General features: G+C 63.0%; 15 protein-coding genes and 1 riboswitch. Of the genes, 9 read left to right on the top strand and 6 right to left on the bottom strand.

Annotated features, from left to right (window positions below; translation table 11 throughout):
* Window positions 1-107: 107 nt before the first annotated feature.
* On the bottom strand, window positions 108-404 hold the full coding sequence (rpmB, locus tag NKI06_RS06980; protein WP_023670682.1) for a 50S ribosomal protein L28: 297 nt from the start codon (window positions 402-404) through the stop codon (window positions 108-110).
* A gap of 259 nt (window positions 405-663) precedes the next feature.
* Between rpmB and NKI06_RS06975 the strand changes: the two genes are divergently transcribed.
* From NKI06_RS06975 to NKI06_RS06965, 3 genes are read left to right on the top strand one after another with little or no spacing between them, the layout of a single operon-like run.
* Entirely contained in the window at window positions 664-1,464 is an 801-nt protein-coding gene (locus NKI06_RS06975; RefSeq protein ID WP_023711708.1) for a DUF3108 domain-containing protein, read from the top strand.
* A 45-nt stretch (window positions 1,465-1,509) separates the two neighbouring features.
* Window positions 1,510-2,397: an aromatic amino acid exporter YddG gene (gene yddG / locus NKI06_RS06970; protein ID WP_023670684.1), complete on the top strand. Its 888-nt coding sequence runs from the start codon at window positions 1,510-1,512 to the stop codon at window positions 2,395-2,397.
* The gene (locus NKI06_RS06965) at window positions 2,394-3,068 is read left to right on the top strand and encodes a lysoplasmalogenase family protein (protein WP_023711709.1); all 675 of its coding nucleotides are present in this window, start codon (window positions 2,394-2,396) and stop codon (window positions 3,066-3,068) included. Before yddG ends, NKI06_RS06965 begins: the two co-directional genes overlap by 4 nt.
* On the opposite strand, the gene NKI06_RS06960 is transcribed toward NKI06_RS06965, so the two are convergent.
* Together NKI06_RS06960 and gloB are read right to left on the bottom strand one after the other, a co-directional pair.
* On the bottom strand, window positions 3,065-3,490 hold the full coding sequence (locus tag NKI06_RS06960) for a cupin domain-containing protein (protein WP_023706325.1): 426 nt from the start codon (window positions 3,488-3,490) through the stop codon (window positions 3,065-3,067). The genes NKI06_RS06965 and NKI06_RS06960 overlap by 4 nt on opposite strands.
* A 20-nt stretch (window positions 3,491-3,510) precedes the next feature.
* On the bottom strand, window positions 3,511-4,278 hold the full coding sequence (gene gloB / locus NKI06_RS06955) for a hydroxyacylglutathione hydrolase (RefSeq protein WP_352984603.1): 768 nt from the start codon (window positions 4,276-4,278) through the stop codon (window positions 3,511-3,513).
* A gap of 117 nt (window positions 4,279-4,395) precedes the next feature.
* Here gloB and NKI06_RS06950 point away from each other — a divergent pair, with 117 nt between their 5' ends.
* From NKI06_RS06950 to NKI06_RS06940, 3 genes are all read left to right on the top strand, one after another.
* A complete protein-coding gene (locus NKI06_RS06950; protein ID WP_023670688.1) occupies window positions 4,396-5,178 on the top strand; it encodes a class I SAM-dependent methyltransferase in 783 nt (260 codons plus the stop codon).
* A 136-nt stretch (window positions 5,179-5,314) separates the two neighbouring features.
* Window positions 5,315-7,135 (top strand): ABC transporter ATP-binding protein/permease, encoded by a 1,821-nt coding sequence (locus tag NKI06_RS06945; RefSeq protein ID WP_352984601.1) that lies wholly within the window; start codon window positions 5,315-5,317, stop codon window positions 7,133-7,135.
* Between the two features lie 64 nt (window positions 7,136-7,199).
* Window positions 7,200-7,988 carry a DUF1194 domain-containing protein gene (locus NKI06_RS06940; protein WP_023685356.1) on the top strand — a complete coding sequence of 263 codons (789 nt, stop codon included), beginning with the start codon at window positions 7,200-7,202 and terminating at the stop codon, window positions 7,986-7,988.
* A 51-nt stretch (window positions 7,989-8,039) separates the two neighbouring features.
* Here NKI06_RS06940 and NKI06_RS06935 read toward each other — a convergent pair whose 3' ends face one another.
* The gene (locus NKI06_RS06935) at window positions 8,040-8,975 is read right to left on the bottom strand and encodes a glycosyltransferase family 2 protein (protein WP_023673297.1); all 936 of its coding nucleotides are present in this window, start codon (window positions 8,973-8,975) and stop codon (window positions 8,040-8,042) included.
* A gap of 248 nt (window positions 8,976-9,223) precedes the next feature.
* Between NKI06_RS06935 and NKI06_RS06930 the strand changes: the two genes are divergently transcribed.
* Window positions 9,224-9,544, top strand: a complete 321-nt coding sequence (locus NKI06_RS06930; RefSeq protein WP_023735197.1) for a DUF1330 domain-containing protein — start codon at window positions 9,224-9,226, stop codon at window positions 9,542-9,544.
* 7 nt (window positions 9,545-9,551) lie between these two features.
* Here NKI06_RS06930 and metW read toward each other — a convergent pair whose 3' ends face one another.
* Entirely contained in the window at window positions 9,552-10,166 is a 615-nt protein-coding gene (metW, locus tag NKI06_RS06925; protein ID WP_023685353.1) for a methionine biosynthesis protein MetW, read from the bottom strand.
* Entirely contained in the window at window positions 10,163-11,332 is a 1,170-nt protein-coding gene (gene metX, locus NKI06_RS06920) for a homoserine O-acetyltransferase MetX (RefSeq protein WP_023685352.1), read from the bottom strand. Before metX ends, metW begins: the two co-directional genes overlap by 4 nt.
* A 60-nt stretch (window positions 11,333-11,392) precedes the next feature.
* A riboswitch (SAM riboswitch) is annotated at window positions 11,393-11,470 on the bottom strand.
* A gap of 126 nt (window positions 11,471-11,596) precedes the next feature.
* Here metX and hisC point away from each other — a divergent pair.
* On the top strand, window positions 11,597-12,706 hold the full coding sequence (hisC, locus tag NKI06_RS06915; RefSeq protein WP_352984598.1) for a histidinol-phosphate transaminase: 1,110 nt from the start codon (window positions 11,597-11,599) through the stop codon (window positions 12,704-12,706).
* 4 nt (window positions 12,707-12,710) lie between these two features.
* On the top strand, window positions 12,711-13,646 hold the full coding sequence (locus NKI06_RS06910) for a prephenate/arogenate dehydrogenase family protein (RefSeq protein ID WP_352984596.1): 936 nt from the start codon (window positions 12,711-12,713) through the stop codon (window positions 13,644-13,646).
* Window positions 13,647-13,651: the final 5 nt, after the last annotated feature.

The raw sequence follows: 13,651 nt of genomic DNA, 5'->3' as shown, positions 1-13,651 counted from the left end.
TGCCTTGCAAGTTTTGAGCATCGGATTGCTCCGATGCTGCTGCCTTAGAAGTTTTGAGCATCGGATTGCTCCGATGCTCAGGGCGGTCGTCCCCCGCCTTGATATCGTTAAGCGGCGGGCTGGTCGGCCAGCTTCTTGGCGATCTGCTTCTTCAGCAGCCGCGCGCGCTGCGACAATTCCTTGGCGTCGGCCTTGGCCAGGAAGGCGTCGAGGCCGCCGCGATGCTCGACCGAACGCAGCGCGTTGGCCGAAATGCGCAGGCGCACATTCTGGTTCAGCGCTTCCGAAATCAGCGTCACATTGACGAGGTTCGGCAGGAAGCGGCGCTTGGTCTTGTTGTTGGCGTGGCTCACATTGTTGCCGGTCTGGACTGCCTTGGCAGTGAGTTCGCAGGTGCGGGACATGGTTCTAACCTTCAGTTCTGTCTAGCCTGCCAAACCTTGTTCGCCCGCGCCGGGTGGCGCGCGGTTTCAGTCAGGCGGCCTTATGGAAAAGTTGGCGTTCCATAGTTGCATTTCGCCAATGCGTCAAGCTCCGGCTTGCCCACGACTGTGACGAGCGTTTCACATAAAGGCCGGAATTCAGCCTATAAGCGGTCGGACAGGGACATCTCAAGCCGGAGTCGCCCGCCTCCGGTTAAAAAAATCAAGGACCGAGCCCGCCATGCTTCGCCCGTCACATGCCGTTGTCGCCATACTTGTCGCCGCCTTGCCAACATCAACCCTTGCCGCCGCGCCCGCAGCCACCGCACAGTCCTTCAAGGGCGAATACACGGTGTCGTTCCTCGGCCTTTCCGTGGCCAAGGCGACATTTTCCAGCCACTACGAAGGCGATAGCTATTCCATAGACGGCACCGTCTCCAGCGCGGGTCTCGCCACCTTGTTCGACGACACGAGCGGCACGATCTCGTCAAAGGGCAAGATTCTGGGCAAGCAGATGCAGCCGCAGGTATTTCGCGCCGATTATAAGTCCGGTAAGAAGGCTTCCATGGTCGATATCCGCTTTGCCAATGGCGCGGTGACCGCCACCCAGGTCATTCCCGAACCGAAAAAGCGCAATCCCAAAAACTGGATACCGCTGGGCAGCAACGATCTGGCATCTGTGCTCGATCCCATGGCGGCTACCGTTATCCATGCCGACAGCCTCGACCAGGTCTGCGGGCGCAAGGTGAAATTCTATGACGGCGAGATGCGCGCCGACCTGACGCTGACCTACGCCTCGAAAGGATCGATCTCGGTCAAGGGCTACAAGGGCGACACCGTTACCTGCAAGATGAGCTTCGAGCCGGTGGCAGGCTACCGCAAGGGCCGCAAGGCGCTGAATTACCTGAAGAAGAAGAGCCAGATGATGGTGACGTTTGCACCGCTCGGCCAAACCGGCATATATGCGCCGATCCACGCCACGGTCGGGACGCAGATCGGCACCTTGACTGTCAGCGCGGGGCGGTTCGAAGCTACTGAATAGACGCGCCCACCCGAATAGAAATGGGGCGAGTCGCCGGAGACGGGCATGGGGCGCGCAACACTGATCGGTTTCTCGGCGGTCGCCATGTGGGCGCTGCTGGCGTTGCTCACCGATGCGTCGGGCGCCGTGCCGCCATTCTTGCTCTCGGCCATCACCTTCACCATCGGCACCGCGGTCGGGCTGGTTGCCCGGCTGTTCATGCCGGCGACCGATAAAAGCCTGAAGATCCCACGCCAGGTCTGGGTGATCGGCATTGCCGGACTGTTCGGCTACCATTTCTTCTATTTCACCGCGCTGCGCAACGCGCCGGCGGTGGAGGCAAGCCTGATCGCCTATCTGTGGCCGCTGCTGATCGTGCTGGGATCAGCGCTGATGCCGGGCGAGAAGCTGGCCTGGAACCATGTCGTCGGCGCGCTGCTCGGGCTCGCCGGGACCGTGCTGATCGTCACCAAGGGTGGCGGCCTCGCCTTCGATGCTCGCTACACCTTCGGCTATGCGATGGCGGCCGTCTGTGCGCTGCTGTGGTCGTCCTATTCGCTGCTGTCGCGGCGCTTTCCGGCGGTGCCGACCTCAATCGTCACCTGGTTCTGCGCCGCCACGGCAGCCCTGTCCCTCATCTGCCATCTTCTGCTGGAAAAGACGGTGCTGCCCGATGGCCCCGGCCAGTGGCTGGCGGTGGTTGGTTTGGGGTTGATGCCGGTGGGTGCCGCCTTCTACGCCTGGGATATCGGCGTCAAAAGAGGCAACATCCAGGTGCTCGGCGCGGCAAGCTATGCGGCGCCACTGCTGTCGACATTGGTGCTGATCGCGGCGGGCGTTGCCGAGCCGTCGCTGCGTATCCTGGCGGCCTGCGTACTGATCACCGGCGGCGCGGCGCTGGCGGCGAAATCGTTGTTCCTGCGCAAGGCGGCAACTGGCGGGGCAAGCGCATGACGATGCCGTTTGCCGGCGGCATCGACGCCAACGCAAATGCAACATTGATTTTTTCGCTGGTGGCGGCGGTGATCTACGCCTTCACCCTGGACATGCGGCCGACGCTGGCCCACTCGGCGGCAAAGACGCTGGCCGTGGCCATGCTTGCGGCGCTGGCCTTCATGCAAGGTGGGCCGCTGTTGCTCGTCTCTGCGCTGGCGCTCAGCGCCGTCGGCGATGCCTTCCTGTCGCGTGACGGCGAAAAGGCCTTCCTCGGCGGGCTGGCCAGCTTCCTTGCGGCGCATGTCCTCTATGTGCCGCTCTTCCTGCTCGGCGGCGGCGGGCTGGATGTGCTCAGCACCGAGACATGGCGCGGCGCCATCGCGCTTGCCATGGCGGCCTTCGCAGTCGTCATGCTGGCGGCGCTCTGGCGCCGTGTCAGTCCCGGCCTGCGGGTGCCGATCGCCATCTATATCGCGGCCATTCTGGCGATGGGCATCTCGGCGTTGACGCTCGCCAATCCGTGGGTCATCGGCGGCGCTGTTATGTTCATGGCATCGGACGGGCTGCTTGCCACGGAGAAATTCCTGGTTCCGGCAATAGCACCCTATCGCGCCGGCATCCGTTATGCGGTCTGGGTGCTCTACTATGCCGCCCAGCTCTGCATAACTCTTGGTTTTCTTCTGGCCTAAGGCTGCCAGCCCGGCTCGGCCATTTCAAACGCGGCGAAGTCGAAGCCCGGCGCCACGGTGCAGCCGACCAACGTCCATTCGCCGAGGCTGCGCGCCGATTGCCACCAGCCGGCCGGCACGACGATCTGCGGCCGCTCGCCCGCCGCAAGCTCAATGCCGAGCACCTGCTCGATCACCTGGTTAAGCATTGGACTACCTTCCTCGCACATCGACAGCGCCAGCGGCGCTCCGGCATGGAAGTGCCAGACCTCGGCCGCGTCCTTGACCCGGTGCCAGGCCGAAATCTGGTCCTGTTCAAGGAGGAAATAGATCGCCGTCGAATGGCCGCGCCCGGCGCCGTCGCGAAAGGTCTCGGCATACCAGCCGCCTTCCGGATGTGGCTTGAGGCCGAGCGTGGCGATGATTTCAGCGGCGCTGGTCATGGCTGATCCCGGAATGATGCTCAGAAATTGTCCTTGCGCTTGCGGATTTCCGCGAACACTTCGGCGTCGGAGGCCGCCTCCATACCGAGATGCTTGCGGATCGCCGGGTCGTGCCAGCGCAGGAACGGATTGGTCGACAATTCCTCGCCGATCGTTGTCGGCAGCGTCGCCTTGTTGTCGGCGCGCAGGGTCTCGATCTTGGCGGCGCGTTCTTTCAGCGTCGAATTGGTCGGGTCGACGGTCAACGCAAAGCGGGCGTTCGAAAGCGTATACTCATGGCCGCAATAGATGACCGTGTCGGCCGGGAGTGCGGCGAGCTTCTTCAGCGACTCATACATCACCGGCGGCTTGCATTCGAACAGCCGGCCGCAGCCGAGCGCGAACAAAGTGTCGGCGGTGAACGCCACTTTCGAGGCCGGAAAATGATAGGAGACATGGCCCGCAGTGTGGCCGGGCGTGGCGATGACATCGATCCGCTCACCGCCGAGATGGACGACCGAGCCTTGCCCGACGGTCTCGTCGATGCCGGGGATCTTTTCCTTTTCCGCCTCCGGTCCGACGATGCGCAGCTTGAAGCGCTCCTTCAGCGCCAGATTGGCCTCGACATGGTCGACATGGTGGTGGGTGGTCAGGATCATTGTCGGCTTCCAGCCGGTACGCTCGATAGCGGCAATGATCGGCGCTTCTTCGGGTGCGTCGATAATGGCGGTCTCGCCGCTTTTCGGGTCATGCACCAGCACGCCGAAATTGTCGCTGCGGCACATGAACTGTTCGATTTCGACGGGCATTGGCATCTCTCCATCTGTTGGCGCAGACATAGGGCGCTTGGCCGCTGATGTCATCTAGCTTTGCAGAACGTGCCGGCTTTGTTGAACTTGGGCGGCATCGCAGCTACCGTCCCGCGCATGCATTCCGATATCGTCGATCTCCGCTCCTTCTATTCGACCACGCTCGGCCGCCTGGCTGAACGCTCGATCACCATGGCGCTGTCCTCAATATGGGCAACAGTGCCCAATGAGCGGCTGGTCGGGCTCGGCTATACCTTGCCGTGGCTGGAGCGGTTCGGCACCGATGCCGAGCGGGTGTTTGCCTTCATGCCTGCTACGCAAGGCGCCGTCGTCTGGCCGGCGAACGGGCCGACGGCTACGGCGCTGGTCTTCGACGAGGAATTGCCGCTGGTCGATTCCTGCATCGACCGCATGCTGCTCGTGCATTCGCTCGAACATGTCGAAAACCCGCGCGAGACGCTGAACGAGATCTGGCGGGTGCTGTCGCCGGCAGGGCGCGTCGTCATCGTCGTGCCCAACCGGCGCGGTGTCTGGGCGCGGTTCGAGCACACGCCGTTCGGCAATGGCCGGCCGTTCTCGCGCGGCCAGCTGACAGAATTGCTGCGCGAGGCGAATTTCACACCGGCTTCCTGGTCCGACGCGCTGTTCTTCCCGCCATCGCCGCGGCGCTTCATGATGCGGTTCCACAATGTGCTGGAGCGCGCCGGCCGGCGGTTCTGGCCGATCTTTTCCGGCGTCATCGTGGTCGAGGCGCAGAAGCGGCTCTATCAGGGCGTGCCGGTCGCGCAGCGCGCCTCGCGCCGTGTCTTCGTGCCGGTACTGTCACCGCACGGTGCGACGCGGCTTGGCCGCCGGGCGGAAGGGGTGACATCGACGACGCGTCAGGTGACACCTTCGTGATCATCATGAAAACTGGTGTTGCGTGGGTTTTTCCCACCTATCTGTCGCAGATGCATTCGCGGTCCGTTTGAGCGGCGGATGCCTTCAAGTCTCTCCATCTGGTTCAGCAACGCTTCTGAACGCAAGGACCTCGTGCATGGCTGATCAACCGGACAAGTCCGCCACCGCTCAGCCGGCAACCGTCGAAGCCAGCAGCCTGCGCGATCAGGTGGCGACGATCAAACGGGCGCTGGTAGGCTCACCGGTGCGCAAGTGGCTGGTCTGGACGTCGGTCGGCATTATGGCGGTCATCGTCGCCACGTCGATCGGCCAGGTTCTGCTCAACCGCTGGAACCAGCCTTTCTACGATGCGCTGGCGCGTCGCGACATGGCGGCCTTCCTGCATCAGCTGATGATCTTTGCCGTGATTGCCGGCACGCTGCTGCTGCTCAACATCGCTCAGACCTGGCTCAACCAGATGATCCGGCTGAAGCTGCGCGAGGCGCTGACGCTCGACCTGATCGACCAATGGATGCGGCCGGCGCGGGCCTTCCGGCTCGCCAATGCCGGCGCCATCGGCGTCAATCCCGACCAGCGCATGCAGCAGGATGCCGCGCATCTGTCCGATCTGTCGACGGACCTCGGCGTCGGCCTGCTGCAATCCTTCATCCTGCTGGTGTCGTTCGTCGGCGTGCTTTGGCAACTCTCGTCGGGCTTCGTCTTCCACATCAACGGCTGGTCGCTGGCGATACCGGGCTACATGGTCTGGGCCGCGTTCCTCTATGCCGGCATCGCCTCCTGGCTGAGTTGGCTGGTCGGGCGGCCGCTGATCCGCCTCAACAGCGACCGCTACACCCGCGAGGCCGAGCTGCGTTCCGGGATGGTGCGCGTCAACGAGAATGTCGACGCCATCGCGCTCTATCACGGCGAAGCCGATGCCAAGAGACGGCTCGAAATCGACCTTGGCACGGTGCTGGGCGCGATGCGAAACATCTACAAAGCGCAAATCAACCTTTCCTGGGTGACCGATACCTATGGCTGGATCACCGTGGTGGCGCCGATCCTTGTGGCATCGCCGGTCTATTTTTCAGGCGATATCAGCTTTGGCGGGTTGATGATGGCGGTCGGCGCCTTCAACCAGGTGCACTCGTCGCTGCGCTGGTTCATCAACAATATCGGCGGCATAGCCGACTGGCGCGCCACGCTGATGCGCGTTGCCGACTTCCGCATCGCGCTCGATGAAACCGATGTGCTGCACGACAAGGAAAAGCGCATCGAATTCGGCGACAACGCCAATGGCAGCCTGACCTTCGAGAAGCTCCAAGTGGCCTCGCCGGAGGGCTGCACCAAACTTTCAGACAGCCATGTCGAGATCCATCCCGGCGAGCGCGTCATGATCACCGGCGACCCAGGCGCCGGCAAGACATTGTTCTTCCGCGCCGTTGCCGGCCTTTGGCCCTGGGGCAGCGGGCGGATCGGCTTGCCGGCCGGAGAAACGCCGATTTTCGTGCCGCGTGTTCCGTATTTTCCTGCCGGCACGTTACGCGAAGTGCTGCATCCGAATGGCTCGGCGCCGGCTGGCGATGCTGATTTTGGGGCGATACTGGCCGAGGTCGGGCTCGAGCGGCTGTCATCCTCGCTCGACCGTTCCGCACGGTGGGAGCGTGAACTCAACGATGACGAACAGCGGTCGCTGGCCTTCGCCAGGCTGGCCTTGCGGCAGCCGAAATGGGTGATCATCGACGAAGCGATGGACGCGTTCGATGGTCCTTCGCTGCGAAGGGTACTGTCCATGCTGGAGAAACGCCTGCCGGAGACCGCGATCCTCAACATCGGGCGCGGACTGCACAATGGTCATTTCTTTCCACGCGCATTGAACATCGTGAAGGATACGGGTGCTGCGCCACTGAAACCCGCCCGAGTCAGGACCGGCGCCATCGACCCGCCGCCGAAAGCGGCCGTGCGGCGAAAGAAGTAGAAGGGGCTTTATTTCGCCGCGATCGCGGCGAAGATTCACGGGTCGAAACATCCGTGGTGCGGCCATGCTCGATGCGCTCGGCCTGCTTGCCTGCCTTGCCTGCACCACGCCCGTGGCTGCCCCGGCCGTTGCCGTGGATGTTGAACTGGTGCTGGCCGTCGACATCTCACAGTCGATGGACGAGAGGGAGTTCGCGCTGCAGCGCGCTGGCTATGTCGAGGCGCTCAGGCATCCCGATTTCATCAAGGCCGTGCGCTCGGGAACCACCGGGCGCATCGCGCTTGCCTATTTCGAATGGGCGGGCGTCGTGCGCGAGGATGGCGTCATCGCTTGGCAGGTGATCGACAGCGCAGAGAGCGCCAACGCCTTCGCCGACAGAATAGAAGCGCGGCCGTTCCGCAGCTTTCGCGGCACCTCGATTTCCGGTGCGCTTGCCTTCGGCGCCGGGCTGTTCGAGGGCACGGGGTTCGATGCGCCACGCAGCGTCATCGACATTTCCGGCGACGGTCCCAACAACACCGGGCTGCCCGTCGCCACGACACGCGATGCGGCGGTGGCCAAGGGCATCGTCATCAACGGCCTGCCGATCCTGATCAGCCCGTCGCCGACCTTCAGCCATCTCGACCAGTATTATGACGACTGCGTCACCGGTGGGCCCGGCTCCTTCGTGTTGCCGATCTATGCGGCCTCGGAATTCGCCACCGCCATACGCCGCAAGTTGATCCTGGAGGTGAGCGGCATCGCCGATGCGACCGTGGTCCCGATCGATGCCGCCGCACCCATGGACTGCCTGCAGGGCGAACGCGACCGGCGGCTATATTCCGACCCATATCTGCCGGAACTCGACAAATGAGGTTTGAGGCAGTTCGGAGGGGAAAGCCGCTGCGCGGCTTGTCGGCAAACTTCAGGCCGGCCGTGCACCGTATTTGTCGCGAAATTCGGCATAGAGATCGCGGCGCCAGCGCCGGCCGCCGACATAGCCACGCAACAGCTGCGGCAGCGAATAGCCAAGCGCCTTCGACGACCGGTTGGCCATATAGCCGGAGAACGCCTGCGAAACCCTGCCCTTGAGTGCATCGGCGATGAGCTGCCGGGCGATCATGTAAGGCGGAATGTAGGGGTAGCGGTCGGCGATATAGGGGTGCTTGTCGATCAAGCTCGCATAGGCTTCGACATAGCCGTCCCGGCGACCGGAGATCGAATTCTCCGAGTTGTACTTTTTCCAGTCGATCACTTCGGACAGCTGCGCGCCGCTGCGACGGGCAAAGCGCAGCAACAATTCGCGATCCTGCATGCGCGTGACGTCACTGTCGTAGCCGCCGATGGCCAGCAGCGACTCGCGCCGGGCGGTGATTGCCGACCCGGCAATGAAGATGGTCTGCGCGACAAGGGCCCGCTCCAGCGAGTCGCGGCTCAGCAGCGCTTCGCGGTTGACGCAGTTGGTGCGGCGATTGCCCTTCAGCGACACGAAGGAACTGATCAGCACTTCGAGCGAGGGATTGTTGTCGAACTGCTCCAGCGTCCGCGCCAGGCGATCCGGCAAATAGACGTCGTCGGAATCGAGGAATGTCACCACCGGCGCCTGCGCCCGCTCGATGCCGGCATTGCGGGCGGCATTGGCGCCGCGCCATTTCGAGCCAACATAGATCAGCCGTGGATCGCGGATTTCGGCAAGTGCGGCTGCCGTACCGTCGGTCGAGCCGTCATCGACGACAATGTGTTCGAACCGGGGAAAATTCTGCGCCAGCACGCTCTCCACGGCGCGCACCACCTTGCTGCGGCGATTGTGCGTCGGTGTGATCACCGAGATCAGCGGAGCGAGGTCGGTTGCCTTGGACATGTTGCTTCGATTGTGCCCCGAAATGCCTGGAGGCCGGAGGTTTTGATGGTCGCCGTCCAAGCCTTACCCCGGGATGGCATTCGATTCGACGCTACAAAAAACCAGCGGCAATGTCATCACAAACTGTTGAGCCAGGACGCCGGTAAGCCGGCCGATTACCCCAGACGTAATCGACCGATGGCCATCATGTCTGCAGATTGCGCCAACGAAGCCGGTCGTCGGGCTTCGATCTCACAGGGAGTTCAGCCATGGCCGCCTACGCCGTCGCCCATATGCGTCAAGTCACAATGGGCCCGCAGATTGTCGAGTATCTGCAGAGGATCGACGCCACATTGGAGCCGTTCGGCGGCCGCTTCCTTGTCCACGGCGGCGACATGGACGTGGTCGAAAACGAATGGCCCGGGCATCTGATCGTCATCGAGTTTCCGGACAGGGCGCATGCGTGGGGCTGGTACGATTCATCAGCCTATCGGGTGATTCTGGCCTTGCGCACCGACAACTCCCACGCCGATGTGATCATCGCCGATGGCGTTCAGCACCCGCACAAGGCGACGAACGTGCTGGAATAGGGGCAAACTACCGCTTCAGCAAGAACACCGCTTGCTGGCCGAAGAAATTCCAGAACCACCATGGCATCGACAGGCCGATCTTCTGGCCGTTGCCGTCGAGCGCGGTGGCTTTCTCGACCGAAGCGCCGAGTTCCTCGACCAGATTGACGAAGTCGCGGATGGTGCAGAAATGGATGTTGGGCGTGTCGTACCAGGAATAGGGCAGGTCCGCGGTTACCGGCATCCGGCCCTTGACGAACAGCGACAGCCGCACCCGCCAGTGGCCGAAATTGGGGAAGGAGACGATGGCGCGGTTGCCGATTCGCAGCAGCTCGTCGAGCACCAGCTTCGGGTTGCGGGTCGCCTGCAGCGTCTGTGACAGGACGACGAAGTCAAAACCCTTGTCCGGATAGAATTCGAGGTCGGTGTCGGCATCGCCCTGGATGACCGAGAGGCCGCGCGCAACGCATTCATTGACGCCGCGCTGTGACAGCTCCAGCCCGCGGCCGTCGACCTGCTTGGTCTCCTGCAGGAGTTCGAGCAGCAGGCCGTCGCCGGAGCCGACATCGAGCACCCGCGACTGCGGCGGTATCAGGTTGGCCACGACTTCGAGGTCGACGCGCTGGCTGCCATTGACGCTCATGAGGCGAGCCCCCTTGCGCGGGCCGCCGAGCCGATGAAGCCCTTGATGGCGGCAAACAGTTCGGGTTCATCGAGCAGGAAGGCATCATGGCCGCGGTCGGTGTCGATCTCGACGAAGGAGACGGAGGCGCCGGCGGCGTTGAGCGCATGCACGATCGAGCGGCTCTCCTCGGTCGGGAACAACCAGTCCGAGGTGAAGGACACCAGGCAGAAGCGGGTCTTGGTCCCGGCAAAGGCATCTGCCAACCGGCCGCCATGGTCGGCGGCGAGGTCGAAATAATCCATCGAACGGGTCATGTAGAGGTAGGAGTTGGCGTCGAAGCGGTCGACGAATGTCATGCCCTGGTGGCGCAGATAGCTTTCGATCTGGAAATCTGCGTCGAAACCGAAGGTCAGCGCTTCGCGGTCCTGCAGATTGCGGCCGAATTTCCGATGCAGGGCGGCTTCCGACAGATAGGTGATGTGGGCGGCCATGCGCGCCACGGCGAGCCCCTTTTCCGGGCGCTTGCCGTGCTCGAAATATTTGCCGCCATGCCAGTCCGGATCAGCCATGACAGCCTGGCGGCCGACCTCGTGGAAGGCGATGTTCTGCGAGGAATGGCGTGCGCCTGTGGCGATCGGCAGGGCCGAGAAGACGCGCTCGGAATAGCACGATGCCCATTCCAGCACCTGCATGCCGCCCATCGAGCCGCCGAGCACGCAAAACAGCTTTTCGATGCCGAAATGGTCGACCAGCATCAATTGCGCCCGCACCATGTCGCGGATGGTGATGATTGGCAGGTCGAGGCCGTAGGGCTTGCCGGTGGCGGGATTGGTCGAGGCCGGACCGGTGGAGCCGAGGCAGCCGCCGATGACGTTGGAGCAAATGACGAAGAAGCGGTTGGTGTCGATGATCTTGCCGGGACCGATCAGCACTTCCCACCAGCCGGGCTTGCCGGTCACCGGATTGGTGCTGGCGACATGCTGGTCGCCGGTCAGCGCGTGGCAGACCAGGATGGCGTTGGTGCGGGCATCGTTGAGGGCGCCATATGTCTGGTAGGCGATCTGGAACGGCGACAAAAGCGTGCCGGCGTCGAGCTTCAGCGGCTTGTCAGGGCCAAAACGCAACACAGGGCTCGACGGGTTGTCGGCCTCGTTGTTGGTTTTTGTAGCGCGGAGCGCGGCCATGTGACTCTCCTTGCCCGCCGTCAGGCAATAAAAAACCGGCAATGCGATCGCAAAGCCGGTTACGTCACGCAAACGGCCCTTTAGCGAGTTGTTTAACGTGGCTGCAAGCCGACCGGCCAAATCACCACGGAACTGTTGCGTTCTTCTAGAACTCGTGCGGCCCGGCGTCAACGGCCAGCTATTGCCCGCCTCTCGACATTCGCGGCTACGGCTTGTATTTCCGCTGCGGCCTCCGGACGGAGGCATTCTTGATGGATTTGCGACATGGACAAGACAGCGGACAAGGCACGGCCGACTCCCCGCGCGGGCATTATGGACATCGACGCCTATGTGCCGGGCAAGAGCACGGCACCGGCCGGCGTCGCCAAGGTCCATAAATTGTCGTCGAACGAGAACCCGCTCGGCCCGTCGCCGAAGGCGATCGAGGCCGCGCGCGAAGTGGCCAGCAAGCTCGATGTCTATCCCGACGGCACCGCCCGCCGGCTGCGCGAGGCGATCGCCGAGGTGCATGGCCTCAACCCGGCAAACATCATCTGCTCCAACGGTTCCGACGAGATTTTGGGCCTGCTGGCGCAGACCTATCTGGCGGCCGGCGATGAGGCCATCATCACCGAACACGCCTTCATGATCTACAAGATCTACATCCAGTCGGCCGGCGGGACACCGGTGACGATCAAGGAAACCGAGGAACGCGCCGACGTCGACGCGATCCTGGCCGCGGTGACACCGCGGACCAAAATCATCTTCCTCGCCAATCCCAACAATCCGACCGGAACCTATCTGCCGTTCCAGGAGGTCCGCCGCCTGCATTCCGCTCTCCCGGGCAACGTGCTTCTGGTGCTCGACGCGGCCTATGCCGAATATGTCAGGCGCAATGACTATGAGGCCGGCATCGAGCTGGCGGGCAGCGCACAGAATGTGGTCATGACCCGCACCTTCTCCAAGCTTGGCCTTGGCGGCGCGCGCATCGGCTGGATGTATGGCCCACTGCACATCGTCGATGCCATCAACCGCATCCGCGGCCCTTTCAACGTTAACGCAACAGCGATCGAGGCCGGCATTGCCGCCATCCGCGACCGCGCCCATGTCGAGCGCAGTTCGTTGCACAACGAGACCTGGCTTACCTGGTTGAATGAAGAACTGACGAAGCTTGGGCTGCGCGTGACGCCCAGCGTCGGCAATTTCGTCCTCATCCACTTTCCCGACGACAAGAAGCATTCGGCTGAGGCGGCGGACGACTACCTCACCCAGCGCGGCTATATATTGCGGCGCGTTACCGGCTATGGCTTTCCCAATGCGCTTCGCATGAGCGTCGGCACCGAAGAAGCCAATCGCGGCGTCATCGAGGCCCTCACGACATTCCTGAAAAGCTGAAACAATGACATTACCGATGTTTGAAAAGATCGCGCTGGTCGGCATCGGCCTGATCGGCTCGTCGCTGGCCCGAATCATCCGCCGCGAGGGCCTGGCCCGCCATGTCGCCATCGCGACGCGCAGCCCGGCCACGCTGGCGCGGGCGAAGGAGCTCGGTCTTGGCGAGAGCTACACCACCGGCGCCAGGGAAGCGGTCCGCGACGCCGACCTGATCATCGTCTCGGTGCCTGTGGGATCGTCGGGCGAGGTGGCGCAAGAGATCGCAGCGGCGCTGAAAAAAGGCGCCATCCTCACCGATGTCGGTTCGACCAAGGCCTCCGTCATTGCGCAAATGCAGCCCTATGTGCCGGACGGCGTGCACTTCATTCCGGGACACCCGCTGGCGGGTACGGAGAAATCGGGCCCGGATGCGGGTTTCGCCGAGCTGTTCGAAAACCGCTGGTGCATCTTCACGCCGCTGCCGGGAACCGATCCGGCCGCGCTGGAAAAGCTGTCGGAATTCTGGCGGCGCTGCGGCTCCAACATCGACACGATGGACCCGCAGCATCATGACATGACGCTGGCCATCGTTTCGCATCTTCCGCACATCATTGCCTACAACATCGTCGGCACGGCCGACGATCTGGAATCGGTGACCAAGTCGGAAGTGATCAAATATTCGGCTTCCGGTTTCCGCGACTTCACCCGTCTGGCCGCCTCCGACCCGACCATGTGGCGCGACGTGTGCCTGCACAACAAGGATGCCATCCTGGAAATGCTGGCGCGCTTTTCGGAGGACCTCGCCTCGCTGCAGCGGGCGATCCGCTGGGGCGACGGCGACAAGCTGTTCGACCTGTTCACCCGCACCCGGGCCGTTCGCCGTTCGATCATCGAGGCCGGCCAGGATATCGACGTGCCGGATTTCGGCCGCCAGGCGGTCGAGCACCCGGTGAAAAGTTAAATCTG

Origin of the sequence: Mesorhizobium sp. M0772 (genome assembly GCF_040320135.1) — a bacterium.
Lineage (GTDB): Bacteria > Pseudomonadota > Alphaproteobacteria > Rhizobiales > Rhizobiaceae > Mesorhizobium.
This window is presented reverse-complemented; position numbering and strand designations above follow the sequence as displayed.

Coding starts and splice junctions, on each gene's coding strand:
- rpmB (WP_023670682.1), bottom strand. CDS start 404: ATGTCCCGCACCTGCGAACTCACTGCCAAGGCAGTCCAGACCGGCAAC.
- NKI06_RS06975 (WP_023711708.1), top strand. CDS start 664: ATGCTTCGCCCGTCACATGCCGTTGTCGCCATACTTGTCGCCGCCTTG.
- yddG (WP_023670684.1), top strand. CDS start 1,510: ATGGGGCGCGCAACACTGATCGGTTTCTCGGCGGTCGCCATGTGGGCG.
- NKI06_RS06965 (WP_023711709.1), top strand. CDS start 2,394: ATGACGATGCCGTTTGCCGGCGGCATCGACGCCAACGCAAATGCAACA.
- NKI06_RS06960 (WP_023706325.1), bottom strand. CDS start 3,490: ATGACCAGCGCCGCTGAAATCATCGCCACGCTCGGCCTCAAGCCACAT.
- gloB (WP_352984603.1), bottom strand. CDS start 4,278: ATGCCCGTCGAAATCGAACAGTTCATGTGCCGCAGCGACAATTTCGGC.
- NKI06_RS06950 (WP_023670688.1), top strand. CDS start 4,396: ATGCATTCCGATATCGTCGATCTCCGCTCCTTCTATTCGACCACGCTC.
- NKI06_RS06945 (WP_352984601.1), top strand. CDS start 5,315: ATGGCTGATCAACCGGACAAGTCCGCCACCGCTCAGCCGGCAACCGTC.
- NKI06_RS06940 (WP_023685356.1), top strand. CDS start 7,200: ATGCTCGATGCGCTCGGCCTGCTTGCCTGCCTTGCCTGCACCACGCCC.
- NKI06_RS06935 (WP_023673297.1), bottom strand. CDS start 8,975: ATGTCCAAGGCAACCGACCTCGCTCCGCTGATCTCGGTGATCACACCG.
- NKI06_RS06930 (WP_023735197.1), top strand. CDS start 9,224: ATGGCCGCCTACGCCGTCGCCCATATGCGTCAAGTCACAATGGGCCCG.
- metW (WP_023685353.1), bottom strand. CDS start 10,166: ATGAGCGTCAATGGCAGCCAGCGCGTCGACCTCGAAGTCGTGGCCAAC.
- metX (WP_023685352.1), bottom strand. CDS start 11,332: ATGGCCGCGCTCCGCGCTACAAAAACCAACAACGAGGCCGACAACCCG.
- hisC (WP_352984598.1), top strand. CDS start 11,597: ATGGACAAGACAGCGGACAAGGCACGGCCGACTCCCCGCGCGGGCATT.
- NKI06_RS06910 (WP_352984596.1), top strand. CDS start 12,711: ATGACATTACCGATGTTTGAAAAGATCGCGCTGGTCGGCATCGGCCTG.